This is a genomic window from Achromobacter sp. Root170 (genome assembly GCF_001428165.1).
Classification (GTDB): Bacteria; Pseudomonadota; Gammaproteobacteria; order Burkholderiales; family Burkholderiaceae_B; genus Achromobacter; species Achromobacter mucicolens.
The window spans coordinates 153897-180677 of sequence record NZ_LMHN01000020.1 but is presented as its reverse complement, the minus strand read 5'-3'; the positions used below and the strand labels follow the sequence as shown (position 1 = coordinate 180677).

The window sequence follows — 26781 nt, the reverse complement described above, 5'->3', positions numbered from 1 at the left end:
CCTACAATGCAAAACACCCGATGAAGTTCACCGGGTGTTCAGTCCGTAGCCTGCTACGGATACCGTGCCGTAGGTGTCAACCTATGGCAGGACGGGTCAGTGGGGCAGCCGCCCCATTGGCCGGCGTCCCGCCTTCGATGCGCTTTCCAAATTCTTCTGATTGTCCGCCGTTCGACGCAGTGTTGTTCTAAGCGCTCTGCGAATCCCGAAGGATTAATCATGAATGGCCGCCCGATTGTTCGTGTAGGCGACAAGACCACGCATGGAGGGACGGTGACGGAGGGGTTCTCCTCCTACGACGTTCTTGGCCGTGCCGCTTCGGGAATGGGGCACATGGTGACTTGCCCTCGCTGCGAGGGCGTTTTTCCCATCGCCGAAGGTGTCGCCACTTTCGCTATCGACGATAGCTTTGTTGCAGTCGACGGCATGAAAACGTCCTGCGGCGCTTCGCTGATCGCGAGTCAAACTTTTGCGGTTGTAGACGTCGGTCTGGGGAGCATCCTCAAGGCCTCAAACAATGGCGGCGCATCTGAGAAAAGATTCCTGACACAGCAGATCTCGCCGAGCGAGCAGGGCTTCTCGAACACTCGCCAGGCCGACTGCAATCACCCCGATACGGCAATACCGCTGGCCGAATACATCGTCCGTGAGATGAAGACCAATCCGTTCTCCGTTCGCGGCAGGCATATACATGAAGCCAATCACTACGACGCAAAAACGTACTTGAAGGACTGGGAGAGCGCTCCCTGGTATACGAAGCTGTCAGGACGGAAAACCTACCTGGAGAAAATGACGGAAGCGAAGCTATGGGCGTACACGTCATTCGCTGAAATCATCGGTCCGAATCGCCCCTGGGATCACAAGCCTGCCTTGCAACGCATGCTGGGTTCAAGCCTGAACGAGGGCTGGCAGAAGTATGGCGACTTCGACTACTACTATGACATCTGGTCAAACATCCATTATGGATACGTTGGCGTCGCGCTCGGCTTTGGTACCGCCGAGCTCATCAATTCGGCAGGCATGGCACAGGCGCTGTTGGATGCCTACACTGCCGTGCTGAAGAAGCGATGGCCGACCATGCAGCACCATCCCGAAAACGGTGCCTGGCCCGCCAGTGCTGACGATGTGCCAGACCATATTTCCATCACGCTGGGCTGCAATCTTTATCGCCAGGCCAAACCCCACGAACTGACGACTTCGACTCTCCTGCAAGCAGTTGAAGCCGTACCGTTACCTTGGGGGAATGCTCGGCACCAAGCCAAAGCTAACCACAAATGCGGGCGCAAGAGGAAATAATGGGCTGCGTGTTGAAATTCTTCGGCATCATCGTTGCGTTGCTAGCTGCGCTTTGGTGTTCCATAGCCTTATGGGGCACGTTCTCGCCCATTGTGCTCTTGCATTATTCCGAGCGCGCGACGGATAAAATTGGCGTCTTCTTTAACGACAACCACAACACCGCGAAATTCGGGATGAGCCCGGGCGAGACGTCCGCTCACTACACGGCAATGTTTCCGGAGCCCGACATGTGGCTACTCCTGACATTTCCCAGTGAAAGCACAGATTCGCTGGAAATCACCAAGCCATTCCGACGAATCGACGTTTGTATCGGACCTGGCGCAAAGATTGAGCGAACGGTGACACGCCACGGGTTTTTTGATCGTTTTACCGAACCGAGCCCACCCTGTGAGCCGGCGTCCAAGCGCTGAGTCGCCTGGGGCACGCGCATCCGCCCCCACCCGCATCACCCCAGCGCCGGCAACATATCAAACAGCAGCACCATCACCAACCCCACCACCGACACGATCGACTGCACCACGGAAATCGTCTTCGTGGCTTCGCCCATGGTCATGCCGAACGATTCCTTCACCATCCAGAATCCGGCGTGATTCGCGTAGTTGAAGAACAGCGAACCGCAGCCGATGGACAGGGCAAGCAGCGGCAAATTTAGGTTGGGGTCCGCGCCAGCCAGTGGCGCCAGCAAACCCGCGGCGCCGACGATGCCGACCGTGGCCGAGCCGGTGGAGACCGATAGCAGCATGGCAATCAGCCAGCCCAGGATCAGCGGCGGGAAAGCGAACTGGTGTGTCAGGTGGACGATGGCGTCGCCGACCTTGGCGTTCGTCAGGACCTGCTGGAAGGCGCCGCCGCCGGCGATGATGAGCATGATGCCTGCGATGGGCTTCAAGCTCTGGCCCAGCGCGCCACGCAGCTTTTCCGCGTCGCCACCGCGCAGGAAGACCAGCGTCACGGCTGCAAACAGCACGCCCAGCAGCATCGCGACGACGGGATTGCCTAGGAACGCGGCAACGTGCGTCACGCTCGAGTCCTTGGGCAGAAGCATTTCGGCCACGGCGTGAACCAGCATCAGCAGGGCGGGCAGCAGCGCTGCCAGTACACCCAGTCCGACGCTAGGCGCGTTATTGCCGCCAGGGCTGTCGGTAGACGCCGTGAACTGCTCGAGCAGGGCCTCGTCCGGCCGCGTCGTCATGCGCGGGGCGATGAACGCGCCATAGAGCGGCCCGCCGAAGATCATGGCCGGCAGCGCCGCGATGAAGCCGTAGATCATCGTGGGGCCCACCGTGGTCTTGAGCGTGGCAATGGCGGTCAGCGGGCCGGGATGCGGGGGCACCATGCCGTGCATGGCTGCCAGCGCGGAAATCACCGGCACGCCCACGTAGACATAGGCCGAGCCCTTGAAGCGCGCCTGGCTTTCCAGCTTGCGCGCCACGCTGAAGATCAGCGGCAGCATCACCACCAGGCCCACTTCGAAGAACATGGGGATGCCGATGACGAACGCCACCAGCGTCATCGCCCACGGAATCAGGCGGGGAGAGGTGTGGCGCAGGATGGCGTTGGCCAGGCGTTCGGTGGTGCCCGAATCCGCGAGGATCTTGCCCAGCATGGCGCCCAGCGCGATCACCACGCCCACGGCGCCCAGCGTCTTGCCGGCGCCATCGGTCAGGCTCTTGACGATGGCGCCCGGGGCCATGCCCGTTGCAAAGCCGACGCCGATGGATACGATCAGGAGCGCCAGCAGCGGATGCATGCGTAGACGCGAGACGATCAGCGCGACCAGGACCAGAACGCTCACCAGGGCGGTGAGCAGCAATTGAATGTCGAACGAAGACATGACGTGAACCCAGAAAAGACGAGAGAGGTTGCGAGCCTTCCTTCTTCTGGCGGCCATGATACGGGATCGGGATGACGGCAAGCTTGAAAAACAGGGCCGACTTCACCAGCCAAAACCGCAATTTTCCGCCTCGCTTTGCATTCTTCCGATTTTTTGTGCATAATTCGCCCCCTCTACCTGTTCCCCGATAGCTCAGTCGGTAGAGCGACGGACTGTTAATCCGCAGGTCGCTGGTTCGAGCCCAGCTCGGGGAGCCAAGAATTTGCAGTACCGCAGTACCCTTAAAAAAGCCCGCAACGTCTTTGCGGGCTTTTTGCATTGGCGCGCGGGGGTCGCGACCAGGCCCGGGTTGTCGACGCCCAGGTTGCCAAGCCGTGTGCATCGCGTAGCATGGCCCGGGTCCGCACCTTCCCGCCCTGCACACCGATGCGTTCATCGCGATCCCTGCCGCCCCTGGTTTCCCTGCGCGCCTTCGAAGCGGCCGCGCGGCGGCTAAGCTTCTCGCAAGCCGCGGAAGATCTGTTTGTCACGCAAAGCGCCATCAGCCATCACATCCAGCGCCTGGAAAAAGAACTGGGCGTCGCGCTCTTCGAACGGCGCACACGCGCCGTGGCGCTGACCGAAGCGGGCCAGAACTATTTCCGCAGCGTGCATGCGGCATTTGAACTGCTGCGCCAGGGCACCGACGCATTGCGCGGGCCCGAGCCGGCGCGCTACACCCTGCGGATCGGATTGCTGGCGTCGTTCGCCACGCGCTGGCTGGCGACGCGTCTGCCCGCCTTTGCGGCCGCGCATCCTCACATCGATCTGCAACTACAACCCGACATCGCGCTGGCCGATGTCGCGGGCGGAGAGGTCGACGCCGCGATCCGTTATGGCCGTGGCGGCTGGCCCGGCGTGCGCAGCACGTTGCTGATGACCGAACGCCTGTCTGTCGTATGCGCGCCCGCGCTGGTCGCGGGCAGGAAGCGGCCGAAGACGCCCGCCGATCTGCTGCGTCATCCTCTGCTGGTCTCTCACGCGCGGCACCAGTTCGAATGGGACGTTTGGGCGCACGCGTTCGGATTGGATCTGGGCGCGGCCCGCACGGTGCGTCTGCACGACTACAACATCGTCGTCGAAGCCGCGCTGGCCGGCCAGGGCCTGGCGATGGGCCGCGAGCGGCTGATCTCCTCGCACCTGGCCAGCGGCGCGCTGGTGCAAGCCCTGCCGGGCGCGGTACTGCAAGACCCGCGCATCGGCTGGTGGTTCGTCACGCCGCGCGGGCCGCTGAGCGCGCCGGTTCAGGCGCTGCACGACTGGCTGGCGCACACACATTAGTTTTACTCATACCTACTTCGCAAGAATTGATTGGTCAGGCCACGCCGCGGCCGATAGCATCGGGGGAGCGTCAAGACGCGCTTTCCCTTTTTTCATAGGTGATTCGATATGACCCGCAGCATTTCCGCCCGCGTTGCCGAGCTTGGCCTGACCCTGGATCCCGCCTCCGCCCCGGCCGCGAACTATGTGCCGTTTGTCCAGGAGGGCAACCTGCTCTACATCTCGGGCCAGATCTCCCGCAAGGATGGCAAGGCCGCGTATCTGGGCCAATTGGGCCACCAGGTGTCTGACGCCGACGGCGTTCAGGCTGCGCGCGCCAGCGCCCTGGGCATCCTGGCGCAGATCGCTGCCGCCACGGGCGACCGTCTGGACCGCGTGGCACGTGTCGTGAAGCTGGGCGTGTTCGTCGCCAGCGCCCCGGACTTCAATCGCCAAAGCGTCATCGCCAACGGCGCGTCGGACCTGATGGTCGACGTCTTCGGCGACGCCGGACGCCATGCGCGCAGCGCCGTCGGCGTGGCCGCTCTGCCGCAGGGCGTGTCCGTGGAAGTCGAGGCCATCATCGCGCTGACCCCGGCCTGATACGCCCCACCCGACAGGAACCGCCATGACCGCCCCCCTGACCCCAAGCGCCATCCAGGCGCTTCGCGCCCACGCGCCCGGCACGCAAAGCTCGGTGCATTTCAATCACGCCGGCGCATCCTTGCCGTCCACGGCCTCGATCCAGGCCATTCACGCGCATCTGAAGCGTGAAGCGGCGCAGGGTCCGATGGAAGCGGGCGTGGCGGCGCGCGACCTGACCGAAGCGGCCCGCACGCTGGCCGCACAGCTGTTGAACGCGCAGGCCGAGGAGATCGCGTTGACCGGCGGCAACTCGCCGGGCTGGGGCGCCGCCTTTGCGGCGCTGCCGGCCTGGCGGCCCGGCGACCGCATCCTGGTGGGCCGTCACGAATGGGGCGGCAACCTGGCGGCCATGCGGCTGATCGCGCAGCGCGCGGGCGCCACGCTGGAGACCATCCCCTCGGACGACAGCGGCTGCGTGGACCCGCAAGCGCTGGAAGCCATGCTGGACGACAGGGTGCGGCTCATTGCGCTGACGTGGCTACCCGCCAACGGCGGCCTCATCAATCCGGCCGCCGCGATCGGGCGCGTGGCGCGCAAGCACGATATTCCCTATTTCGTGGACGGCGCCCAGGCCGTGGGTCAGATTCCCATCGACGTGCGGCAAGTCGGTTGCGACGTGCTGAGCGGTGCGGGCCGCAAGGCCTTGCGCGGACCGCGCGGCACCGGGCTGCTGTACGTGCGGCGCGAATTCCTGGATCGGCTCACGCCCGCCTTCGTGGACACGCATTCCGCGCCGCTGGGCGTGGACGGGGAACCCGTGCTGCGCGCCGATGCCGCACGCCTGGAATCCGCCGAGAATTCATTGGCGCTGCGTTGCGGCCTGGCCAATGCCCTGCGCGAAGCGCTGGATCTGGGCCTGGACACGATCCGCGCCACCATCGATGCCACTGCGCAGACGCTGCGCGCCGAACTGGCGGCCATTCCCGGCGTGTCGATGTTGGACCAGGGGCGCGAGCAATCAGGGCTTGTCGCCTTCAACCTGGCCGGACATGACGCGGCCGATGTTCAGCGCGCGCTGGCTGCGCAGGGCATCACCATCGGCAGCAACGGCGTGCCGTACACGCCGCTGGACATGCAGGCCCGTGGTCTGGACCGGATCGCCCGCGCGTCCGTGAGCTATCTGACGAGCGGCGACGAAATCGATCGCCTGCTGCAGGCCTTGCGCAAGCTGGCGGCCTAGCGCGGCAATGGGCTCAGGCGCGGCCGGCCAGCGCCGCGCGCTTGGAAAACGGCGACCATTTCGTGAAGACGAGCAGGTTGCCCAGCATCACCAGCGCCAGGCCGGCGATGGCATAAGGTGTCCAGCGGTAGCCTTCGACCACCGTCGATATGCTGAGCGCCACGACCGGAAACAGCACCGTGCAATAGGCGGCCCGTGCGGGCCCCATGCGGCCGACCAGCGTCAGATACGCGGTAAAGCCCACCACGGAACCCACCACGGCCAGATACAGCAACGCGCCCACATAAGCCGGCGACGAATCGAAGCTGAACGGCACGCCCGCGGCCAGGCAGCCGGCCAGCAGGATGCCCGCCCCGTAAAGCATGCTGTAGGCGTTGCCGGTCAGCGGCCGGATGCCCGCGCGCTGCTGCAGGGACGACAGCATGTTGCCCGTGGAAAAGCACAGGGTGCCCAACAGCGCAAAGCCCAGGCCCAGCAGCGTCTCGTGGCTGGCCTCTTGGCTGGCCAGTTCCGGCCAGAAAAGCAGCACCAGGCCGCAAAACCCCAGGGCGCCCGCCGCCATGATGCGCGGCGCGATGCGCGTGCCGAACCAGAGCCGCGCATTGAGCGCGTTCCACAGCGTGGCGGCCGAGAACACCACCGACACCAGGCCGCTGGGGATCCACTGCGTGGCCGAGTAGAAGCACAGGAAGTTCAGGCAGAACAGGCACAGGCCCTGACCCACGCACAGCCAATGGCCCCGCCGGTCCAGCTTTTGCAGTTTGCGCAGGACAAGCAGCGCCACGAACAGCAGCAGGCCCGCCAGCGCGAAACGGTAGAAGATCGACACCGGGATGGCCACCACGCCAAGCTGCAGCTTGATGGCGATCCAGGTGGAGCCCCAGATCAGGACGGTGAGCAGATACAGGGAAAGATTCATGATGCGACGGGCGCGGCAGGCCACGCGAAGTGCTGATACGGACATCGGCGGTCATGTTTGATCGCCGGGCATCCAGTGTGCGCCCCGATGCCACGCCGCGATTGCCGGTTCTTGCGCTTTTGTCCGAATCGGGCGCGTCAAGCGCTCGTGGACGGGAGTAGCATTCATTACCATGGGCTCCCCCGCTACGGCTCCGGCCGATTTCTCTGTTTTCCGCACGCTGTCGCGCTCGACCGCGACGCTTGAACGCGCCGCGTCGCTGGGCGAGGGCATGGCGATCTCGCAGTGGTCGCGCACCGCCCGCGAAACGCTGGGCTACGAAACGCCCGGCCATCACACGCTGTCGCTATATCTGCGGGGCGGAGACCGGTCGTTTCGCGTGGGCCAGGACTCGCTGCACGGCGGCGCGGGCAAATTCTGCGTGCTGCCCGCCGAGCACCATTCCCGCTGGAGCATGAACGACAACGTGCATTTCCTGCACCTGTACATCGCCCCGCAGCGGCTGGCCCGCGAAGCCGTCATGCGGCTGGACTGCGAACCGCGGACGCTGGAACTGCGCGACCGCACCTACATCCAGGACGACTCGCTGATCGACGTCTGCCGCCGACTCCTGGGCACGGACTGGAACCAGCCCGCCGACCGGCTGGCCGCCAGCAGCGCCGCCGAGACCGTGCTGCACCACCTGCTGACGCAGGGTGTCACGCGCAAGACCCCGCAACCGGTCCGCGGCGGCCTGGCGCCCGGCGTGCGCCGCCGCGTGATGGACTATGTGGACGCGCATCTGGCCGATCCCCTGACGCTGGACGAACTGGCAGGCGTCGCCGCGCTGTCCACGTATCACTTTGCCCGCATGTTCCATGCCTCGTTCGGCGAGCCGCCGCATGCCTGGGTGCGCGGCCGGCGCCTGGCCCGCGCGCGCAGCCTGCTGGCGGCCGGCAAAGGCGACCTGGCGGCCATTGCGCAAGCCAGCGGCTTTGGCAGCGCCAGCCACCTTGCCCGTGTCTTTCGCGATGCCATCGGCGTCACGCCGGGCCAGTATCGCAGCGCGCGCGCCAGCCACTGACCCCGCCCATCCGGGATGCCGCCGGCCGCAACACGCGGTCTACAATGGCGCATCGCCCTCGCGGCTTCACTTGGCCTTTGCCGGCCTTCTCCCGCCTGCACCGACGCGATGCCGTCCCCGACCTCTCGCGATACTTCCCCCCTCATCGACAGCGCCGTTCAGCGCCCCTTGCGCGCGCACTGGCTGGCCGAGCTGATCCGATTGCGTGAGGCGCACTGGGGACCGCTCGAGGACGCGCAGGCGGTGCGCCAGGTGCGCCAGCTCGATGCCGGCTTGCCGGCGCGCATCCTTGCCCGCGCCGCACTGCTGGCGCAACGCGAAAACCTGATTCCCCTTGTCGATGGCTGGCGCCGCAGCGCCGTGGCCATGCTGGCCGTCCTGTTCTTCTTGGCCGTGCTCTCCGGCGCGGCCGCCGCCCTGGGCGCGCTGGGCGACGGCACGCGGGCCGTGAACGTGCTGTGGGCGCTGGGCGCGCTTCTGGGGCTGCACGCGCTCACCTTTCTGCTGTGGCTGGCGAGCTTTCTGCTGCGGCCCGCCGCCGTCACCGGCCTGGGCCGCCTCTGGCTGTGGGCCACGCGCAAGCTCGCGCGCGGCCCCGATGGCGCACTGGTGCCACAGGCCTTCCTGAACCTGCTGACGCGCGCGGGCGCGTTGCGCGGCCTGTTCGGCAGCATCAGCCATCTGTTGTGGCTGACGGCGCTGTGCGCCGCGCTGGCGACGCTGCTGGTGGTGCTGTCCACCGCCAGCTACCGGTTCGTCTGGGCCACCACGCTGCTCGCGCCCGAGTCGTTCGTGTGGCTGACGCAGGCCATCGGCTGGCTGCCGGCGCAGCTGGGCTTTCCGATGCCCAACGCCGCGACCATACGCGCCAGCGACGGCACGCAAGTCCTGCCGGCCAGCGCGCAGGCGCAGTGGTCGCTCTGGCTGATCGGCGTCCTCGTGGTCTACGGCATCGTGCCGCGCTTGATTGCCGGCGGGCTGTGCGTGGCGGCCACGCTGCGCGCCTTGCGCCGCGTGCGCATCGACCCCGCGCTGGCCGGTTTCTCCACGCTGCGCGACCGGCTTGAGCCGCCCGCGCTGTCCACCGGCATCGACCGGCCCGTCGATCCGCTGCACGAACCCCGCGTGCGGGCGCCGGCGCTGGACGGACTGGGCGGTCAACCGGTGCTGCTGGCGCTGGAACTGCCCGCGGATCTGCCGTGGCCGCCCGCGGACCTGCCGGACGGCATCCGCCAGGCGGGCAACCTGGACACGCGCGAAGAACGCAACCGCGTGCTGGACGCGCTGGCGCAATCGGCCGCCGCGCGCCTGTTGATCGCGTGCGATGCGCGCCAGACGCCGGATCGCGGCACGCTATCCCTGATCGCCGACCTGTCCGCGCACGCGGCGCAGACGCGGGTCTGGCTGATCCTGCCGCAAGCCGGCGCCCACGTCCCCGCCGGGGCTGGCACCGAAACCCGCGCCGAGCTTTGGCGCGACCGTCTGCTGGCGCTGGGCCTGCCGGCCGACGCCATCCTGCTGGCGCCTGTTGCGCCGCTGACCTGGCTGGAGACCGGCCATGGCTGAACTGATCAAGATCGCGCTCGTTGGCCACACCAATACCGGAAAGACGTCGCTGCTGCGCACGCTGACACGCGACACCACCTTCGGCGAAGTGGCTGACCGGCCCGGCACCACGCGCCACGTCGAAGGCGCCCGCCTGCGCCTGGATGGCCGGCCCGTGCTGGAATGGTTCGACACGCCCGGCATGGAAGACAGCATCGCATTGCTGGAATACCTGGAACGGCTGGATCGCCCCGGCGAACGGCTCGACGGCCCCGCACGCATCCGCCGTTTCCTGGACACGCCCGAAGCGCACGGCCGCTTCGAACAAGAGGCGCGCGTGCTGACCAAGATGCTGGACTGCGACGCCGCGCTGTACGTGATCGACGCGCGCGATCCGGTGCTGGGCAAGCACCGCGACGAACTCGCCATCCTTGCTGCCTGCGGACGCCCGCTATTGCCGGTGCTGAACTTCGTCAATGCGCCGGCGCACCGCGCCGACGCGTGGCGTGACGCGATGGCGCGGCTGGGTCTGCACGCCGTCGTGGAATTCGACACGATCGCGCCGCCGCTCGATGGCGAGCAACAGCTGTACGCCAAGCTTGGCGTGCTGCTGGACCGTCACGCCGGCGCGCTGGCCCGGCTGTCGGACAGCCTGGCCGCGCAGCGCCGCCAGCGTCACGCCGCGGCCTACGAGCTGGTCGCGGACCTGCTGATCGACGTGGCCGCGCTGCATGTGTCCAGCGCCAGCGACGACGCAGCGCTTGCCGCCGCTTCAAGCCAGTTGCGCGACCAGGTGCGCCAGCGCGAACAGACCTGCGTCAACGCGCTGCTCGCGCTCTACAACTTTCGCGCCTCGGATTACGCCGACGACGCGTTGCCCTTGCAGGGCGAGCGTTGGGGCATGGATCTTTTTCATCCGCAGGCGCTCAAGGACATGGGCGTGCAGGTGGGCATGGGCGCCGCCGCGGGCGCCATGGCCGGCGCGGCCGTCGACCTCATGAGCGCGGGTCTGAGCCTGGGCACCGGCATGCTGATCGGCGCGGCGGCCGGCGGCCTGTGGCAGGGCGTCGAAAAACTGGGCAAGCGCGTGGCGGGCAAGCTGCGCGGTTATCGCGAGATCAGTGTCGACGATGCCGTGCTGCGGCTGCTGGCACTGCGCCAACGGCAATTGATCGAAGCGCTGGAGCGCCGCGGCCACGCCGCGCGCGAACCGTTGCGCCTGGACCTTCCGGACGACGAGGCCTGGCGCAAGGGCCCTTTGCCCGACGCGCTGAAAGAAGCGCGCAGCCGGCCGGAATGGTCGGCCCTGGGTAAACACCATGAAGACAGCGACCGGCGCAAGCGCATGCTGCTCGAATTGGCGAAAACCCTAGCATCCGCGCCGCTCCCGGCCGATTGACCGGCGGCCCGCGCGCCTCGCAGCACGCACCATTCACGACATCCGGCAAGCGCGTGATTACCCCAATCCAAACCAATTGACGCTTAAACGAATGCGTCGATAAGATTCGATCTGCATCGGCGCGGGTCCGTCCCCGTCATGCCAATCACAAGGGGTTGGGTCTATCGACTCCAGCAGCAACGCCATGCCCCGGATGCCCTTTGGGGCCGGGGCCCTGTCACTTCTGTCGCGCAATCCGCGCACCACACGGAGCATGAGGGCTATGCGTACTTTTCCCCACTTCAAGCAGGCGGCGCTTGCCGTTGCCGTGGCCGCCTCGCTGGCCTTCAGCGCCGGCGCGGCCGCCAAAACGCTGCACTGGTCGTATCAAGGCGACGCCACGTCGATGGACCCCATGGCCCTGAACGAAACCTTCACGCTGGGGTTCCAGGGCAACATCTACGAAACGCTGGCAGGCTACGACGGCAACCTGAAGCTCACGCCGCTGCTCGCCGAGAGCTGGGAAAATCCCGAGCCCACCAAATGGGTCTTCAAGCTGCGCAAAGGCGTCAAGTTCCACGACGGCTCGCCCTTTACCGCTGACGACGTGATCTTCTCGTGGAAGCGCAGCCTGACGCCGGGCTCGGACATGAAGGGCTATGGCGCCAAGGCCAGCGACATCAAGAAGGTGGACGACTACACCATCGAAGTCACCACGCCCACGCCCAACCCCATCCTGCCGCGCGAATGGGTGTTCTTGTACATCATGAGCAAGAACTGGGCGGAAAAGAACAAGACCACCGAGGCCACCAACGTCAAGGGCGACAACCAGGGCAACTACGCCAACCTGCACGCCAACGGCACCGGCCCGTTCATGCTGACCGAACGCCAGCCCGACGTGAAGACGGTGCTCAAGCGCTACGACGGCTACTGGAACAAGGACATCAAGACCAACATCGACGAGGTCGTCTTCCAGCCCATCACGCAGGAAGCCACGCGTGTGGCCGCGTTGATCTCGGGCGAGATGGACGTCGTGCAGCCGGTTCCCGTGCAGGACTGGAAGCGCCTGGAAGACGCCAAGGGCGTCAAGCCGCTGACGGCGCCCGAAGCCCGCGCCATCTTCATCGGCATGGACCAGGACCGCGACGAGCTGCTGTTCTCCGACGTAAAGGGCAAGAACCCGTTCAAGGACGCGCGTGTGCGCGAGGCCGTCGTGCTGGCCGTGGACACCAAGGCCATCAACGAGAAGATCATGCGCAACGCGGCCAAGCCGCTGGGCACCCTGATCGCCACGTCCATCAACGGCTACGACGAATCGTTCGGCGCGCCGTACAAGCCCGATCCCGAGCGCGCCAAGAAGCTGCTTGCCGAAGCCGGCTATCCCAAGGGCTTCACCGTGACGATGGACTGCCCGAACGACCGCTACGTCAACGACGAGAAGGTCTGCCAGGCCGTGGCCGGCATGCTGGCGCGCGTGGGCATCAAGATCAACCTGCTGGCGCAGACCAAATCCAAGTACTTCGGCAAGATCCTGCTGCAGGCCGGCAACCAGACCAGCATGTACATGCTGGGCTGGACGCCCAGCTCCACCGACGCGCACAACACGCTCCTGAACCTGACCTCGTGCCGCGACGCCAAGACGGCCGCGGGCCAGTTCAACCTGGGCGGCTACTGCAACAAGAAGGTCGATGAGCTGACCAACAAGATCGGCGTCGAAACCGATCAGGCCAAGCGCAACGCGATGATCAAGGAAGCCTTTGGCATCGTGCGCAGCGACTTCGGCTACCTGCCGCTGCACCAGCAGCCCATGTCGTGGGGCGTGAAAGAAAACGTCACCGTCATCCAGCGCGCCGACGACGTGCTCGACCTGCGCAACGTCGTGCTGCCGTAAACGCCGCGTGATGCAACCCCGGGCGGCGCGCGCCGCCCGGACGCGCCCGGCCCAGCCCCCACTCCCGCCTCGCGCGCGGAACGCGGCCCGGCGCCGTCCGAACCAAAGGGCTTTCAGACATGCTTTCCTTTATTGCGCAGCGGCTGGTGCAGTCGGTGCTCGTGATGTTGACGGTGGCGCTGATTGCGTTCTCCATGTTCCGCTACGTGGGCGACCCGGTCGCCAGCATGGTCGGCCAGGACACCACGCCCGAACAACGCGCGCAGCTGCGCGAACAGCTCGGCCTGGATGATCCGTTCATCGTGCAGTACGCCCACTTCGTCGCCAACGCGGTGCAGGGCGATTTCGGCATGTCGTACCGGCACCGCCGCCCGGTCAGCGAGCTGCTTGAAGAGCGCATGCCGGCCACGCTGGAACTGTCGTTCGTGTCCGCCGTCATGGCGCTGGCGCTGGGCATTCCGATGGGCATCTACACCGCGCTCAAGCGGCACGGCGTGCTGTCCAAGGCATTCATGGCGATTTCGCTGGCCGGCATTTCGCTGCCCACCTTTCTTATCGGCATCCTGCTCATCCTGTTCTTCGGCGTGCAGCTGAGATGGCTGCCCAGCTTCGGGCGCGGCGACGTCGTCAGCCTGGGATGGTGGACCACGGGCTTTCTGACCAAGTCCGGGTGGCTCGCGCTCATCATGCCCGCCATCACGCTGGCGCTCTTTCAGATGACCCTCATCATGCGTCTGGTGCGCGCCGAGATGCTGGAAGTGCTGCGCGCCGATTTCATCAAGTTCGCGCGGGCGCGCGGACTGCCGGAACGGCTGATCAATTTCCGCCACGCGCTCAAGAACACGATGGTGCCCGTCATCACCATCACCGGGCTTCAGCTCGGCTCCATCATTGCGTTCGCCATCATCACCGAGACGGTGTTCCAGTGGCCCGGCATGGGGCTGTTGTTCATCCAGGCCATCAGCATGGTGGACATCCCCGTCATGGCCGCGTATCTGGTGCTGATCGCCTTCATGTTCGTGGTCATCAACCTGGTCGTCGACCTGCTTTACTTCGCCGTGGACCCGCGTCTGCGCGTGCAGAGCAAATAAATAGCGGTAAAAAAGGAAATCGCATGATTGCTCGCATCGCCCCTTTCTTCACGCGCGCCGCCGACAGCGACCTGTGGCATAGCTTCAAGCGTTCGCCCGGCGCCATCGTCGCCGCGATCGTCACGCTGGTCATCGTGCTGGGCGCGTTGTTCGCGCCGGTAGTGGCGCCGCACAACCCCTTCGATCTCGCGTCGCTCAGCATCATGGACGCCAACACGCCGCCGGCCTGGGAAGAGGGCGGCAGCCCCGACTTCCTGTTGGGCACGGACGATCAGGGCCGCGACATCCTGTCGGCCGTGATGTATGGCTCGCGCGTGTCGCTGCTGGTCGGCTTTGCCTCGGTGCTGTTCTCGATGGTGCTGGGCGTGACCCTCGGCCTCATCAGCGGCTACGCGGGCGGACGCGTGGACAGCTTCATCATGCGCATCGCCGACGTGCAGCTTTCGTTCCCGGCCATTCTGGTGGCGCTGCTGATCGACGGCGTGGCGCGCGGACTGCTGCCGCGCGACATGCACGACCAGCTGGCGCTGTATGTGCTGATCTTCGCCATCGGCATTTCCGGCTGGGTGCAGTACGCGCGCACGGTGCGCGGCTCCACGCTCGTCGAGCGCAACAAGGAATACGTGCAGGCGGCCAAGCTGATCGGCATCGGCCCCATCACCATCCTGCGCCGCCACATCCTGCCCAACGTCATGGGGCCGGTGCTGGTCATTGCCACCATCCACCTGGCGGTGGCCATCATCACCGAGGCCACGCTGTCGTTCCTGGGCGTGGGCGTGCCGCCCACCGCGCCGTCGCTCGGCACGCTGATCCGCATCGGCAACAGCTATCTTTTCTCGGGCATGTGGTGGATCTCCATCTTCCCCGGCATCGCGCTGGTGGCGCTGGTGCTGTCAGTCAACCTGCTGGGCGACTGGCTGCGCGACGCGCTCAACCCCAAGCTGCGCTGAGGACGTCATGGCCCTTCTGAACATCGAAGACATCCGCATCGAATTCCCCAGCCGCCGCGGCACGCTGGTGGCGGTGGACGGCGTATCGCTCGCGCTTGAGAAAGGCGAGATCCTGGGCGTGGTCGGCGAATCCGGCGCGGGCAAATCCACGATCGGCAACGCCGTCATCGGCCTGCTCGAAGCGCCCGGCCGCCTGGCGGGCGGCGCGGTCCTGCTGAACGGCGAACGCATCGACACGCTGACGCCCGCGCAGAAGCGCAAAGTTCGAGGCCGGCGCATCGGCATGATCTTCCAGGATCCGCTGACTTCGCTCGACCCCTTGCAGACCGTCGAAAGCCAGCTGGTGGAAACCATGCTGGTGCATCTGGACCTGACGCACGACGCGGCAAAAAAACGCGCCGTGCAGCTTCTTGCGCAGGTCGGCATCGACCAGCCTGACCTGCGCGTGCAGCAGTATCCCCATCAGTTCTCGGGCGGCATGCGCCAACGCGTGGTGATCGCGCTGGCGTTGTGCTGCGAACCCGAAGTCATCATTGCCGACGAGCCTACCACCGCGCTGGACGTATCCATCCAGGCGCAGATCCTGGATCTGCTCAGAAAGCTGTGCCGCGAAGAACAGGTCGGGATGATCATCATCACGCACGACATGGGCGTGATCGCCGACGTGACCGACCGCGTGGCCGTGCTGTATCACGGCAAGCTGGTCGAGCAAGGCCCCACGGCCAAGATCCTGGGCGACCCCGATCATCCCTACACCCGCAGCCTCATCTCGGCCGTGCCGCGTCCGGACATCAAGCTCCGGCGCTTTCCGCTGGTGACCTACATCGAGGACGTGAAGACGCCCGCGCAACCGCTGGACCTGGCCACGCATTGGTTGGGCCAGCGCCGCGACTTCGGCAAGCGCACGGACGGTCCGCTGGTCCAGGCGCGCGACCTGTCGATGCGGTTCGTGCTCAAGAGCGCCTTCTTCAAGCGCAACCAGCGCACGCTGGACGCGGTCAAACGCGTGAACCTGTCGATCGGCGAAGGCGAGGTCTTTGGCCTGGTCGGCGAATCGGGCTCCGGCAAATCGACGGTGGCGCGGTTGATCTCGGGGCTTTACACGCCCAGCGAAGGTTCGGTCACGTTTGGCGGCACCGATCTCACCGCGCTCAAGGGCGAGAAGGAACTGAACCCGTTCCGGCGGCAGATCCAGATGATCTTCCAGGATCCGTTCTCGTCGCTGAACCCGCGCATGCGCGTGCTGGACATCGTGGCCGAGCCGATCCGCTTTCACAAGCTGGCCGCCAGCGAAGCCGAAACGCGCCGCATCGTGGCCGACCTGCTGGACGTGGTGGGGTTGGGCAGCCGCGCCGCCGAACGCTTTCCGCACGAGTTCTCGGGCGGGCAACGCCAGCGCATCTGCATCGCGCGCGCGCTGGCCACGCGGCCGCGCTTTTTGATCTGCGATGAACCCACCTCGGCGCTGGACGTGTCCATCCAGGCGCAGATCCTGAACCTGCTCAAGGACCTGCAGGAAGAGCTGGGGCTGACCATGCTGTTCATCAGCCACGACCTGCCGGTGATCCGTCAGATGTGCGACCGCGTCGGTGTGATGCGCCACGGCGAACTGCTGGAAGTGGCCGACACCGAATCCCTGTTCGAACATCCGCAGCATCCCTATAGCCAACATCTGCTCGGCCTGATGCCCCGCCTGCAGTCCATGTCCCGCGAGGGGCTGGACGTGGTGAGCTGACACCGCGCGCCCCCGGAGCCCACTGACATGACCGCGACACGGCAGACCCTCTTCATCGGCGGCAAGGTATTCGACGGAGAAGGGCAGACGCTGCCCGGACACGGTGTGCTGGTCGAAGGCGCGCGCGTGGCCCGCGTGGCGCCGGCTGCGGAATTCTCAGGCTACGCAGGCGCCCGCGTGGACACCACCGGCATGACGCTCATGCCCAGCCTGGCCGATTGCCATGTGCATCTGGTCTACACGGGCGGCGCCGACCCCAACGCCCAATTGAGCAAGCAGGGCCCCGCGCAGATCACGCTGACCGCGCTGGAGAACGCGCAGGCCAGCCTGCGCGGCGGCGTCACGGCGCTACGCGACTGCGGCGGCAAGGATTATCTGGAATTCGGCGTGCGCGACGCCATTGCGCGTGGCGTGTTCCCCGGTCCCACCATCAAGGCCTCGGGCCGCATCATCTGCATGACGGGCGGCCACGGCAACCGCATCGGCCGCGTGGCCGACGGCTGCGAGGAAGTCGTCAAGGCGGTGCGCGAACAGGTCCACGCGGGCTGCGACCTCGTGAAGATCATGGCCACGGGCGGCGTCATGACGCCGGGCGTCAGCCCCATGGACGCACACTACAGCTTCGACGAGATGAAAGCGGGCGTGCACGAGGCCAAGCGCTTTCGCAAAAGCACCGCCAGTCACGCGCAGGGCACGCAGGGCATCCTGAATGCGGTGCGCGCGGGCATCGATTCGATCGAGCACGGCATCTTCATGGACGACGACTGCCTGCGCGAGATGCTGGAAGCCGAAACCTACCTGGTGCCGACCATCGCCGCCGTGCGCAACATCATCGCCAATGCCGACAACGGCATTCCCGCCTACGCGGTGGAAAAGGCCCGCGCGGTGGAACAGCGGCATCGCGAGTCGTTCCAGATGTACTACAAGGCGGGCGGACGCATCGCGCTGGGCACCGACGCGGGCACGCCGTTCAACCTGCACGGCGAGAACGCGATGGAGTTGGCGTACATGGTGGAGTTTGGCATGACGCCGGTGGACGCGTTGATCGCCGGCACGTCACGCGGCCATGACCTGATGGGCATGACCGATCACGGCGTGATTGCTGAGGGCAAGGTGGCCGACCTGCTGCTGGTGCAGGGCGACCCCGCCGAAGACATCATGAAGGCCGCCGACAAGCGCTTTCACGTGGCCGTGCTGCGCAACGGCGAACTTGCGGCGGGAGCCTTGCCGTTCTGAATTTCACCGAGCCGGGTCGGCGCCCGGCGAGCCGCGCATGAACAACTGGCTTACGAACACCTCGATGGGCATGCGCTTGCCGTTGATGTCCACTTGGCCATCCCGGTAGTCTGCCTCGAACTGGATTACGCCGTCCTCGATACGGGCCCAAGGCGTGGCAGCGACCAGGCCGCGCAGCCCCGCGGCTTCCCGCTCTGCCGCCGACCGGGCCGCCTCACGCGTCGCGCCCTTGAGTTCGGCCCGCGCCGCGATCACATCGGCCATGTTCTCCGGCGACAGCTTCAATCGCACGCTCAGGTTCCGCACGACCTCCTTGGCGACGGCGATGGGGTCGCGCTTCCAGAACGACGGCGCGTCCAGGCCGATATCCAGGCTGAGCGTCGACGTGCCACGCGCCGTGTCGACCTGCAGCGTCGACAGCGTGAAGCTGGGGCGGGCCAGAAGAAACTTCAACATATGAGAAGCGGCAAGCATTCCGTCGCCCGAAAGCGGATCGGCCTTTTTCGCTTGCAACGGCGAGCTTGCGGTGGCGTCCTGAAACGCCTTGAGCGACGCAACATCCAAGTCCTTGCCGCTCGCCGCCATCTGCAGCTTGGCCACATGCAGGTGGCGCACGCTGATGCTGCCGACATCGAGCGTCATCTTGCCGGTCATGCGCTCGGGGGTTCCGTCCGAACCCAGCGTCAGCGCAATGTCCTTCAGGCCCAGTGGCAGCTTGTCCAGATCGGAAGCCCATTGCTTTACCGTCAGCGTCGTGGTGCTTGCGGTGGACTCGGGTGCGCCCGTCAGTTCATGCGATAACGCCAGATCATTGAGGGTCAGCGAGTAAGGGTTGCCCTTGATCACTTCGGTCAGCGAGGCCTTGCCGATGGCCAATGACACCGCGTCGCGCGTGCCGTCACCGGCATGTTCGACCTGCGCCTGCAAACCCGAGAAGTCGAACGTGATCGGAGCGTTGGCATACTTGACGGGCGCCAGCGCCAGATCGCCGGAAAAGTCGCGGTCATACGCGACTAGAAAGTTCGCCGTCACCGGCGCCGATCCGCCTGCGGCCGCGAACCAGGCGGCCGCATCGGGCGTCTCCGTCATGTGCAGCCGCCCCCCCGCCATCACGGGCGCGACGTCGCCTGACGCAAGCCGAGAGGCGGGAAACGGACCGTGTTCAATGTTGCTCGTGAACGCGAACGCCTTCTCGGCGGGTTTGCGGCCAGACTGCACGGTGACCTTCGCACCGAACCGCGCTTCGGAAGAAAACACGCCGCGTTCGAACGACAGCAGTTCCAGCGTCACGGGCACGCCCACCTTCGCACCCAGGCGCTGCGCCTGCGCATTCAACCCCTGCACGTCCTGCGCCAGCCGGGATTCGATCTCTTTGCCGGTGTACCACGCGGTGCCGACCCACGCCGCGGCCACCACCGCCACCAACGCGCCACCCGCCACGATCCGCTTGTTCATGTTGCCCCTGTCCGTTTGTGAAACTCCGGGATTGCCGCGATCGGTCGCGTCAAAGAAAAACGGGCTGTCGCAAGACAGCCCGTGTCAGGCGCGCCGAGACGACTGCGGCGCGCCATTCGTTTTGCGGCAGCTTAGCGCATGCCGCCCATCACGCCGCCCATTGCCATCATCAGGAACTGCTGCAGCGGCATCTTCTTGCCGTTGAAGTCCACCTGGCCGTCGGCGTAAGTCAGGTAGGTGACGATGTTGTTGTTCTCGACCTTGCCCAGACCCATCGCGGTGGCCATGGTGCCGACCATTTCCACCTGGCCCTTGGCGGTCTGCGCGGCCTGCTCGGGGGCCACGCCGCGCATTTGCGGTTCGATGGCCATCAGGTCCGCCAAGTTGCCCTTGGACAGCACCAGTTTGGCATCCAGCTTCTTCAGGGCCTGCAACGCCATGTCGGAGGCCTCACCTTCCAGCGCGGCCGGCTTGACCAGCGCCAGGTTCAGGTTGAAGGTCGACGTGCCGTTGGCGGTGCGCACTTCCAGCGGGGACACGGCCAGCGTCGGGTTGCCGGCCAAGAGCTGCTCGAAGTTGGTCTTGAGCACGGCCTTTTCTTCTTCCGTGAACTGCGGCGTCTGCTCTTCGCCCTGGCTTTGCAGCATGCGGCGCGAGGCGGCTTCATAGACGTCGTTCAGCGACTTCAGGGCCTTGGAGTCCAGGTTCTGCGCGTCGACGACCAGCTTCATGCCGGCCACGTCCTTGGCCTGCACGTTGATCATGCCGAAGTCCACGGCCATCTTGGCGCCCATGGCCGGGCCGTTCTCGGTCATGTCCACGGCGATGGACGTGTCCTTGAACTGGACGGGCGGCTTTTCGCGGGACGTGATCGTCCAGTCCTTGAACGTCAGCTTCTGGCTGCCGACGTACATCTCGTTGGCGGCCGGCTTCAGGTCGCTGGTCAGGCTGATGCCCTTGACCGCCATGGCGGTGATGTCGCTGTTTTCGGACGGGCCCGAGAGCTCCAGGCTGTCGGCAGCCACGTCGAAGACGCCGCGCTTGGTGGAGGTGGCGTATTCAAAGTCGCCCTTCATGCCCGAGAAGACGAGCTTGGTGGCGTCCTTGGCGACTTCGACCGGCGCCATGTTGAACTTGCCGGAAATGTCCTTGCCGTAGCTGACGCTGTAGTGGCCCGAGAGCGGCACGGCGCCCTTGGCGGCGGCGAACCAGTCCTTGACCGTGTCCGTCTCTTCCAGCGCGAAATCGCTGGCCACCATGGCCGGCATGAACTTGCCCGACTTCAGGTTGGAGAACGGCAGGGGACCGTGGCTCAGGTGTTCGACGAACACCACGTCGCGCTCTTGCGCGGGCTTGCCGTCAGCGGCGGGCGTGGTGAACTTGATGCGGTAGCGCGACACCGAGGTGAAGACGCCGCGGTCGAACGAGACCAGTTCGGCGACGGCGTTGATGCCCCATTTGTCGGCGACCTTCTTGAGCTCGACGTTCGAGTCCTCGATGGCCTGCTTGACGAATTCCTCGGCCTTTTGGCCCGTGTACCAGGCCGTGCCGGTCCAGACCGCGCCCAGCGCGACGACGATGCCAACTATTGCCGATTTCTTCATTGCATCCCTTTTATTTTGAATAGATGAAAGCCGACGGATTATAGGGAGGGCCGACTAGGGAAAACACTTATTTTGTTCGAAGTTAATACAAAATATTGCTGTTTGATTCTATAGGGACCTTTTGACCACTTGCTGCGCCGCCACATCAGCTACAATCCGCTTCGTGCGCCAAGCCAATCTGCGCACGTCCGCTAGGCCCTTCGCTGCCAAGCTTCGCCCCTGATGGGCGCTTCCCTTTTCTCCTTATACCGACCGCCTGGATTGGAGTCTCTCAAATAGAGCGACAGGCTGCCGCTGGAGCTGTTTTGACTACCACTTCCCCTTTCGCCGACCTCGGGCTGGCTGATTCGCTGTTGCGCGCCATTGCCGATACCGGCTACACCGCGCCCACGCCCATTCAAGCCCAGGCCATTCCCCAAGTGCTGAAAGGCGGCGACCTGCTTGCAGCCGCCCAGACCGGCACCGGCAAGACCGCCGGTTTCACGCTGCCGATCCTGCACCTGTTGTCGCAGAAAAAGCCCGAGGCTCGCAAGCCCGGCCGCCCCCGTTGCCTGATCCTGACCCCGACGCGTGAACTGACCGCGCAGGTGGCCGAATCGGTGCAGACCTATGGCAAGTACACCTCGCTGACGTCCATGGTGATGTTCGGCGGCGTCAATATCAACCCCCAGATCTCCGCGCTGCGCAAGCCGCTGGACATCCTGGTCGCCACCCCGGGCCGCCTCTTGGACCACTGCGGCCAGAAGACGGTGGACCTGTCGGGCGTGGAAATCCTGGTGCTGGACGAAGCCGACCGCATGCTGGACATGGGCTTCATCCGCGACATCCGCAAGATTCTCGCCCTGCTGCCCAAGCAGCGCCAGAACCTGCTCTTCTCGGCCACGTTCTCCGACGAGATCCGCACCCTGGCGCGCGGCGTGCTGAACAATCCGGGCGAAGTCTCGGTCACCCCGCGCAACACCGCCACCGAACTCGTCACGCAGACCGTGCACATGGTCGAGCAGCACCACAAGCGCGACCTGATCAGCCACATCATCCGTGAAAGCGGCTGGCACCAGGTGCTGGTCTTCACGCGCACCAAGCACGGCGCCAACCGCCTGGCCGAAAAGCTCGTCAAGGACGGCCTGACCGCCGCGGCCATCCACGGCAACAAGAGCCAATCGGCCCGCACGCGCGCGCTGGCCGGCTTCAAGGACAGCACCGTGACCGTGCTGGTCGCCACCGACATCGCAGCCCGTGGCCTGGACATCGACCAGCTGCCCCAGGTCGTGAACTTCGAGCTGCCCAACGTGCCGGAAGACTACGTCCACCGCATCGGCCGCACGGGCCGCGCGGGCGCCACCGGCGCCGCGGTCTCGCTGGTCGACAACAGCGAGATCAAGCTGCTCAAGGACATCGAGCGCCTGATCAAGAAGACCATCGAGCGCAAGCCGGTGGAAGGCTGGACGCCGCCGGCCACCAGCGCAGCGTCGTTCGAGCGCCAGGAGCGTGACGAAGACACGCGCAACATGCGCGGCGGCCATCGCAATGGCGGCCGTGGCGGTAACGGCGGCTCGGGCCGCTCGCGTCCCGCCCAGGGCCAGCCGCGCGCGGCGGCAGGCGGCCGCGCGCCCGCGCCGGCCCGCGCCGGTGAAGGCCGTGGCAATGCCGGTTCGCGCGAGGGCAAGCCCGCCGACCGTCCGGCTCACGCCGGCCGCGCCGAGGGCCGTCCGCAGCAGAACCGCCGTCCTGAAGGTTCGTCGCGCCCGGCAGGCAATGCGCCCGCCGGCCGCCCGGCCGAAGGACGCTCGGGTCAAGGCCGTCCGGGCGGTACGCCCCGCGCCGCGCTGCTGAGCAAGTAATATCACTGGCAACCCCGACACTGCGACCCACGGACCCGCGCCATCATGCCTTTATCCACCTGGTTGACGTTCTTCCTGGCCTCCTGGGCCATTTCGTTCTCACCGGGCGCCGGCGCGATCTCGGCCATGTCGTCAGGCCTGAAATACGGCTTTGCGCGCGGCTACTGGAACACGGCAGGCCTGATCCTGGGCATCCTGTTCCAGTTCGTCGTGGTGGCCGTGGGCCTGGGCGCCGTGCTGGCCACCTCGGAAATGGCGTTCAACGTCGTCAAGTATCTGGGGGTGGCCTACCTGATCTACCTCGGGGTGCGCCAGATCCGCACAGATGCCGCACCCGTTGCGGTGGACGCGGGCGATCCCCGCAAGGCGTCCATCCGCGATCTGGTGATGCGCGGTTTCCTGATCAACACCATGAACCCCAAGGGCACCGTGTTCCTGTTGGCCGTGGTGCCGCAATTCGTGGACCCCGCGCTCTCCTTGACGCCGCAGTACGCGGCGCTTGCGGCAACGCTGGCGTTCACCGACCTGGTGGCGATGGGCGTGTATACGCTGCTGGCGGCGCGCGTGTTGCGCCTCTTGCGCGATGCCAAGCACATCCGCTGGATGAACCGGACCTTCGGGTCGCTGTTTATCCTGGCGGGCGTGTTCCTGGCGACCTTCCGCCGCCACAACTGAATCAAAAAGCGTGGGGCACGTGCCGGCAACGGCGCGTGCCCCACATGTTTTCGTGCACGACACCGGACCGCGCCGGCCTGATTGACGGCGCCAAGCAGAAACCTCCGATATGAGCATTTCCAACGAAGTCGCACGGCGCCGTACGTTCGCCATCATTTCCCACCCTGACGCGGGCAAGACCACGCTGACGGAAAAGCTGCTGCTGTTCGCAGGCGCGATCCAGATCGCCGGCAGCGTCAAGGCGCGCAAGGCGTCGCGCCATGCCTCGTCCGACTGGATGGAAATCGAAAAGCAGCGCGGCATTTCCGTGGCGTCCTCGGTGATGCAGATGGAATACCGCGACTGCGTCATCAACCTGCTCGACACCCCGGGCCACCAGGACTTCTCCGAAGACACGTACCGCGTGCTGACGGCGGTGGACGCCGCGCTGATGGTGATCGACGCAGCCAACGGCGTCGAGCCGCAGACCATCCGCCTCCTGCAGGTCTGCCGGGCGCGCAACACGCCGATCATCACGTTCATCAACAAGATGGACCGCGAAGTGCGCGAGCCACTGGAACTGCTGTCGGAAATCGAAGGGCACCTGGGCATGGACGCCGTGCCGTTCTCTTGGCCGGTGGGCATGGGTAAGTCGTTCGGCGGGGTGTTCGACATCCGCCGCGACCGCATGCGCGTGTTCCGTCCTGGCCAGGAGCGCCGCTCCGACAACGACGACTTCATCGAAGGCCTGACCAACCCCGAGATCGCCAAGCGCTTTGGCGGCGCGTTCGATCAGGCCAGCGGCGAGATCGAACTCATCAACGAAGCAGCGCCGGCGTTCGACCGCGACCAGTTCCTGGCCGGCAAGCAGACGCCCGTGTTCTTCGGTTCCGCCATCAACAACTTCGGCGTGCAGGAAGTGCTGGACGCCCTGGTCGACCAGGCGCCGCCCCCGGGCCCGCGCACGGCCCTGCAACGCGAAGTGCAGCCCGAAGAACCCAAGTTCACCGGCGTCGTCTTCAAGGTGCAGGCCAACATGGACCCGGCGCACCGCGACCGCGTTGCATTCGTGCGCGTGAGCTCCGGCCGCTTTGAACGCGGCATGCGCCTGAAAGTGGCGCGCACCAACAAGGAAATGCGCCCGAACAACGTGGTGTCGTTCCTGTCGCAGCGCCGCGAACTCCTGGACGAGGCCTATGCCGGCGACGTCATCGGCATCCCCAACCACGGCGTGCTGCAACTGGGCGACGTGCTGACCGAAGGCGAGACCCTGCAGTTCACCGGGCTGCCGTTCTTTGCGCCGGAACTGTTCCAGGCGGTCGAAGTGAAAGACCCGCTGCGCACGAAGCAGCTGCGCACCGGCCTCACCCAATTGGGCGAGGAAGGCGCCATTCAGGTCTTCCGTCCCGATGTCGCCGGCGGCTCGCTGCTCTTGGGCGCGGTCGGCCAACTGCAGTTCGAAGTGGTCGCGCACCGCCTGAAGACCGAGTATGGCGTCGATGCCCGGATGCTGCCGTCGCGCTACACAATGGCACGTTGGATTACGTCTGAAAACCCCAAGGCGCTGCGCAAGTTCATGGATGCCAATGCCGCCCATATCGCCTATGATGTGGTCGATGCTGCGGCGTTTTTGATCGGTTCTCCCGCGCAGTTGCGCGTCGCCGAGGAACTGTATCCCGATGTGAAATTCCATGCCATGCGGGAGCACGGCGGCAAGGTTTTCGGAGACAAAGCGTAGACCCGTTCGGGTTCCGCACGGCAGATTGAGGGTAGCAATGTCTTGGCGTTTTTTGATCGCAACGCTCCTGATCGCGCTCGGCGCGTCGGCTTGGGGCGGTATTCAACTGGGTGACTGGCTGGTGGCGCACGCGCCCGCGGCCGCGCCCGCTCCTGGGCAGGACGCCGCCGCGTCCCAGCAGCCCGTGCTGGACGCCAATGGCCGTCCGTACGTGGCGCAGCCGCCGCAACCGCGCATCGATGGCACGCTGGGCGTGCCCGACAAGCCGGCCGACCGCGAATGGCAGGTCAATACCGTGTCGCTGTTCGACACGGTCAGCGACCCCGCTGTCCAGATCTCGCGCGAACGCATCAGCCCCGAACAGGCGCGCGAAATCGCTGCCTCGTCGCACGTGCCGCTGCCCTCGGGCACGTCGGACGTCAGCACCATGGACCTGCTGGTTCCCGGCACGTCGACCGCCATCAATGGCGGCGTGGCCGCCGGCGGCAGCTACGGCACGCCGCAAATGGTGCAGGCGCCCCCGCCGCCGCCCAACACGGCGCCGGCACCCGGCGCCCAGGGCTGGCAGGATGCGCTGCGGCGCGAACTGGCCCAATGCGCCACGCAAGGCTTCTTCGAGCGTCCCTCGTGTTCCTGGAACGCGCGCAACAAGTACTGCGCGCCGAACCGCGCCTGGGGCACGATGGCCGAATGCCCGGCCCGTCCGCAGTAAGGTCTCTGCAGCGACATATCAGCCTGCCTGTACAGCTTTCCAGCATAAAAAATGGCGCCCCGCGGGGCGCCATTTCTTTTGCAGCCAAGTGCCTTATTCGGGCACGGACATCTGGCTTTGCAGGTAGTTCTGGATACCGACCTTGTCGATCAGGTCGATCTGGGTTTCCAGGTAGTCGATGTGCTCTTCGGTGTCGTCCAGAATGTCCTGGAACAGATCGCGCGACACGTAGTCCCGCACCGATTCGCAATACGCAATGGCTTCCTTGACGGTTGCCTGGGCAGCCGTCTCGAGCTTCAGGTCACAGGCCAGCAGTTCCGGCACGTCTTCACCGATCAGCAGCTTGTGCAGGTCTTGCAGATTGGGCAGGCCGTCCAGCATGAAGATGCGGGCGATCAGACGATCGGCATGCTTCATTTCGCCGATCGATTCCTCGTACTCGTGCTTGCCCAGCTTGTCGAAGCCCCAATGGTTCAGCATGCGGGCATGCAGGAAGTATTGGTTGATGGCCGTCAGCTCATTGGTCAGTTGCTTGTTGAGAAACTGGATGACGGTTTTGTCGCCTTTCATGATGGACTCCTTGCAGTCAGGCGCGACGCGAGCGCATCGCGACAAAGGAGCGCACGATGCCGCGCGTACGCAACCCGTGCAGACTACCATTCGGCGCAGGGCCGCGCCTAGCCTTGCGCTGCATTTGGTAAACGGCTTTAGGAGC

At 65.7% G+C, this 26781-nt stretch carries 22 protein-coding genes and 1 tRNA gene; 18 read left to right on the top strand and 5 right to left on the bottom strand.

Features of this window, described 5'->3' with window-relative positions:
* The first annotated feature begins 219 nt into the window (after nucleotides 1-219).
* Complete coding sequence (locus ASD87_RS25710; protein ID WP_056327775.1) at nucleotides 220-1296, top strand: PAAR domain-containing protein; 1077 nt, start codon at nucleotides 220-222, stop codon at nucleotides 1294-1296.
* Between the two features lie 8 nt (nucleotides 1297-1304).
* Nucleotides 1305-1706 (top strand): hypothetical protein, encoded by a 402-nt coding sequence (locus ASD87_RS25705; RefSeq protein ID WP_142051906.1) that lies wholly within the window; start codon nucleotides 1305-1307, stop codon nucleotides 1704-1706.
* A 35-nt stretch (nucleotides 1707-1741) separates the two neighbouring features.
* Here ASD87_RS25705 and ASD87_RS25700 read toward each other — a convergent pair whose 3' ends face one another.
* A complete protein-coding gene (locus tag ASD87_RS25700) occupies nucleotides 1742-3130 on the bottom strand; it encodes a GntP family permease (protein ID WP_056327773.1) in 1389 nt (462 codons plus the stop codon).
* A 181-nt stretch (nucleotides 3131-3311) separates the two neighbouring features.
* Between ASD87_RS25700 and ASD87_RS25695 the strand changes: the two genes are divergently transcribed.
* The 4 genes from ASD87_RS25695 to ASD87_RS25680 all read left to right on the top strand — a co-directional run bounded on the left by ASD87_RS25695 (nucleotide 3312) and on the right by ASD87_RS25680 (nucleotide 6254).
* A tRNA-Asn gene (locus ASD87_RS25695) sits at nucleotides 3312-3387 on the top strand.
* Between the two features lie 169 nt (nucleotides 3388-3556).
* Nucleotides 3557-4450 carry a LysR substrate-binding domain-containing protein gene (locus ASD87_RS25690; protein ID WP_056327772.1) on the top strand — a complete coding sequence of 298 codons (894 nt, stop codon included), beginning with the start codon at nucleotides 3557-3559 and terminating at the stop codon, nucleotides 4448-4450.
* Between the two features lie 108 nt (nucleotides 4451-4558).
* Entirely contained in the window at nucleotides 4559-5032 is a 474-nt protein-coding gene (locus ASD87_RS25685) for a RidA family protein (RefSeq protein ID WP_056327771.1), read from the top strand.
* A 25-nt stretch (nucleotides 5033-5057) separates the two neighbouring features.
* Nucleotides 5058-6254: an aminotransferase class V-fold PLP-dependent enzyme gene (locus ASD87_RS25680; RefSeq protein ID WP_056327770.1), complete on the top strand. Its 1197-nt coding sequence runs from the start codon at nucleotides 5058-5060 to the stop codon at nucleotides 6252-6254.
* A gap of 13 nt (nucleotides 6255-6267) precedes the next feature.
* Here ASD87_RS25680 and ASD87_RS25675 read toward each other — a convergent pair whose 3' ends face one another.
* Entirely contained in the window at nucleotides 6268-7173 is a 906-nt protein-coding gene (locus ASD87_RS25675; RefSeq protein ID WP_056327790.1) for a DMT family transporter, read from the bottom strand.
* A 172-nt stretch (nucleotides 7174-7345) separates the two neighbouring features.
* Here ASD87_RS25675 and ASD87_RS25670 point away from each other — a divergent pair, with 172 nt between their 5' ends.
* The 8 genes from ASD87_RS25670 to ASD87_RS25635 all read left to right on the top strand — a co-directional run bounded on the left by ASD87_RS25670 (nucleotide 7346) and on the right by ASD87_RS25635 (nucleotide 18062).
* Nucleotides 7346-8236: a helix-turn-helix domain-containing protein gene (locus tag ASD87_RS25670; protein ID WP_056327769.1), complete on the top strand. Its 891-nt coding sequence runs from the start codon at nucleotides 7346-7348 to the stop codon at nucleotides 8234-8236.
* A 108-nt stretch (nucleotides 8237-8344) separates the two neighbouring features.
* Complete coding sequence (locus ASD87_RS25665; RefSeq protein ID WP_056327768.1) at nucleotides 8345-9802, top strand: DUF2868 domain-containing protein; 1458 nt, start codon at nucleotides 8345-8347, stop codon at nucleotides 9800-9802.
* Complete coding sequence (locus ASD87_RS25660) at nucleotides 9795-11180, top strand: GTPase/DUF3482 domain-containing protein (RefSeq protein ID WP_056327767.1); 1386 nt, start codon at nucleotides 9795-9797, stop codon at nucleotides 11178-11180. The genes ASD87_RS25665 and ASD87_RS25660 overlap by 8 nt, the downstream gene beginning before the upstream one ends.
* Before the next feature lie 262 nt (nucleotides 11181-11442).
* Nucleotides 11443-13050, top strand: coding sequence for an ABC transporter substrate-binding protein (locus tag ASD87_RS25655; RefSeq protein WP_056327766.1), 1608 nt, complete (start codon nucleotides 11443-11445; stop codon nucleotides 13048-13050).
* A gap of 119 nt (nucleotides 13051-13169) precedes the next feature.
* Nucleotides 13170-14141 (top strand): ABC transporter permease, encoded by a 972-nt coding sequence (locus tag ASD87_RS25650; protein ID WP_056327765.1) that lies wholly within the window; start codon nucleotides 13170-13172, stop codon nucleotides 14139-14141.
* 23 nt (nucleotides 14142-14164) lie between these two features.
* Nucleotides 14165-15091 (top strand): ABC transporter permease, encoded by a 927-nt coding sequence (locus ASD87_RS25645; RefSeq protein WP_056327764.1) that lies wholly within the window; start codon nucleotides 14165-14167, stop codon nucleotides 15089-15091.
* Between the two features lie 7 nt (nucleotides 15092-15098).
* Entirely contained in the window at nucleotides 15099-16826 is a 1728-nt protein-coding gene (locus ASD87_RS25640) for an ABC transporter ATP-binding protein (RefSeq protein ID WP_056327763.1), read from the top strand.
* Between the two features lie 27 nt (nucleotides 16827-16853).
* A complete protein-coding gene (locus ASD87_RS25635) occupies nucleotides 16854-18062 on the top strand; it encodes an amidohydrolase family protein (RefSeq protein WP_056327762.1) in 1209 nt (402 codons plus the stop codon).
* 3 nt (nucleotides 18063-18065) lie between these two features.
* Here the strand turns inward: ASD87_RS25635 and ASD87_RS25630 are convergent, their stop codons facing one another.
* Both ASD87_RS25630 and ASD87_RS25625 read right to left on the bottom strand, forming a co-directional pair.
* Nucleotides 18066-19517, bottom strand: a complete 1452-nt coding sequence (locus ASD87_RS25630) for a YdgA family protein (RefSeq protein ID WP_056327761.1) — start codon at nucleotides 19515-19517, stop codon at nucleotides 18066-18068.
* Nucleotides 19518-19648: 131 nt separating this feature from the next.
* Nucleotides 19649-21121 carry a YdgA family protein gene (locus ASD87_RS25625; RefSeq protein ID WP_056327760.1) on the bottom strand — a complete coding sequence of 491 codons (1473 nt, stop codon included), beginning with the start codon at nucleotides 21119-21121 and terminating at the stop codon, nucleotides 19649-19651.
* 305 nt (nucleotides 21122-21426) lie between these two features.
* On the opposite strand from ASD87_RS25625, the gene ASD87_RS25620 reads away from it, so the two are divergent.
* The 4 genes from ASD87_RS25620 to ASD87_RS25605 all read left to right on the top strand — a co-directional run bounded on the left by ASD87_RS25620 (nucleotide 21427) and on the right by ASD87_RS25605 (nucleotide 26066).
* Nucleotides 21427-22962: a DEAD/DEAH box helicase gene (locus ASD87_RS25620; protein WP_056327759.1), complete on the top strand. Its 1536-nt coding sequence runs from the start codon at nucleotides 21427-21429 to the stop codon at nucleotides 22960-22962.
* 45 nt (nucleotides 22963-23007) lie between these two features.
* A complete protein-coding gene (locus ASD87_RS25615; protein ID WP_056327758.1) occupies nucleotides 23008-23637 on the top strand; it encodes a LysE family translocator in 630 nt (209 codons plus the stop codon).
* 109 nt (nucleotides 23638-23746) lie between these two features.
* A complete protein-coding gene (locus ASD87_RS25610) occupies nucleotides 23747-25354 on the top strand; it encodes a peptide chain release factor 3 (RefSeq protein WP_056327757.1) in 1608 nt (535 codons plus the stop codon).
* 37 nt (nucleotides 25355-25391) lie between these two features.
* Nucleotides 25392-26066, top strand: coding sequence for a hypothetical protein (locus tag ASD87_RS25605; RefSeq protein ID WP_056327756.1), 675 nt, complete (start codon nucleotides 25392-25394; stop codon nucleotides 26064-26066).
* Between the two features lie 93 nt (nucleotides 26067-26159).
* Here the strand turns inward: ASD87_RS25605 and bfr are convergent, their stop codons facing one another.
* A complete protein-coding gene (gene bfr / locus ASD87_RS25600; RefSeq protein ID WP_056327755.1) occupies nucleotides 26160-26636 on the bottom strand; it encodes a bacterioferritin in 477 nt (158 codons plus the stop codon).
* Nucleotides 26637-26781 lie beyond the last annotated feature (145 nt).

Excerpts from the sequence above, each read along its gene's own strand:
- ASD87_RS25710 (WP_056327775.1), top strand. The coding sequence starts at position 220 with ATGAATGGCCGCCCGATTGTTCGTGTAGGCGACAAGACCACGCATGGA.
- ASD87_RS25700 (WP_056327773.1), bottom strand. The coding sequence starts at position 3,130 with ATGTCTTCGTTCGACATTCAATTGCTGCTCACCGCCCTGGTGAGCGTT.
- ASD87_RS25690 (WP_056327772.1), top strand. The coding sequence starts at position 3,557 with ATGCGTTCATCGCGATCCCTGCCGCCCCTGGTTTCCCTGCGCGCCTTC.
- ASD87_RS25685 (WP_056327771.1), top strand. The coding sequence starts at position 4,559 with ATGACCCGCAGCATTTCCGCCCGCGTTGCCGAGCTTGGCCTGACCCTG.
- ASD87_RS25680 (WP_056327770.1), top strand. The coding sequence starts at position 5,058 with ATGACCGCCCCCCTGACCCCAAGCGCCATCCAGGCGCTTCGCGCCCAC.
- ASD87_RS25675 (WP_056327790.1), bottom strand. The coding sequence starts at position 7,173 with ATGAATCTTTCCCTGTATCTGCTCACCGTCCTGATCTGGGGCTCCACC.
- ASD87_RS25670 (WP_056327769.1), top strand. The coding sequence starts at position 7,346 with ATGGGCTCCCCCGCTACGGCTCCGGCCGATTTCTCTGTTTTCCGCACG.
- ASD87_RS25665 (WP_056327768.1), top strand. The coding sequence starts at position 8,345 with ATGCCGTCCCCGACCTCTCGCGATACTTCCCCCCTCATCGACAGCGCC.
- ASD87_RS25660 (WP_056327767.1), top strand. The coding sequence starts at position 9,795 with ATGGCTGAACTGATCAAGATCGCGCTCGTTGGCCACACCAATACCGGA.
- ASD87_RS25655 (WP_056327766.1), top strand. The coding sequence starts at position 11,443 with ATGCGTACTTTTCCCCACTTCAAGCAGGCGGCGCTTGCCGTTGCCGTG.
- ASD87_RS25650 (WP_056327765.1), top strand. The coding sequence starts at position 13,170 with ATGCTTTCCTTTATTGCGCAGCGGCTGGTGCAGTCGGTGCTCGTGATG.
- ASD87_RS25645 (WP_056327764.1), top strand. The coding sequence starts at position 14,165 with ATGATTGCTCGCATCGCCCCTTTCTTCACGCGCGCCGCCGACAGCGAC.
- ASD87_RS25640 (WP_056327763.1), top strand. The coding sequence starts at position 15,099 with ATGGCCCTTCTGAACATCGAAGACATCCGCATCGAATTCCCCAGCCGC.
- ASD87_RS25635 (WP_056327762.1), top strand. The coding sequence starts at position 16,854 with ATGACCGCGACACGGCAGACCCTCTTCATCGGCGGCAAGGTATTCGAC.
- ASD87_RS25630 (WP_056327761.1), bottom strand. The coding sequence starts at position 19,517 with ATGAACAAGCGGATCGTGGCGGGTGGCGCGTTGGTGGCGGTGGTGGCC.
- ASD87_RS25625 (WP_056327760.1), bottom strand. The coding sequence starts at position 21,121 with ATGAAGAAATCGGCAATAGTTGGCATCGTCGTCGCGCTGGGCGCGGTC.
- ASD87_RS25615 (WP_056327758.1), top strand. The coding sequence starts at position 23,008 with ATGCCTTTATCCACCTGGTTGACGTTCTTCCTGGCCTCCTGGGCCATT.
- ASD87_RS25610 (WP_056327757.1), top strand. The coding sequence starts at position 23,747 with ATGAGCATTTCCAACGAAGTCGCACGGCGCCGTACGTTCGCCATCATT.
- ASD87_RS25605 (WP_056327756.1), top strand. The coding sequence starts at position 25,392 with ATGTCTTGGCGTTTTTTGATCGCAACGCTCCTGATCGCGCTCGGCGCG.
- bfr (WP_056327755.1), bottom strand. The coding sequence starts at position 26,636 with ATGAAAGGCGACAAAACCGTCATCCAGTTTCTCAACAAGCAACTGACC.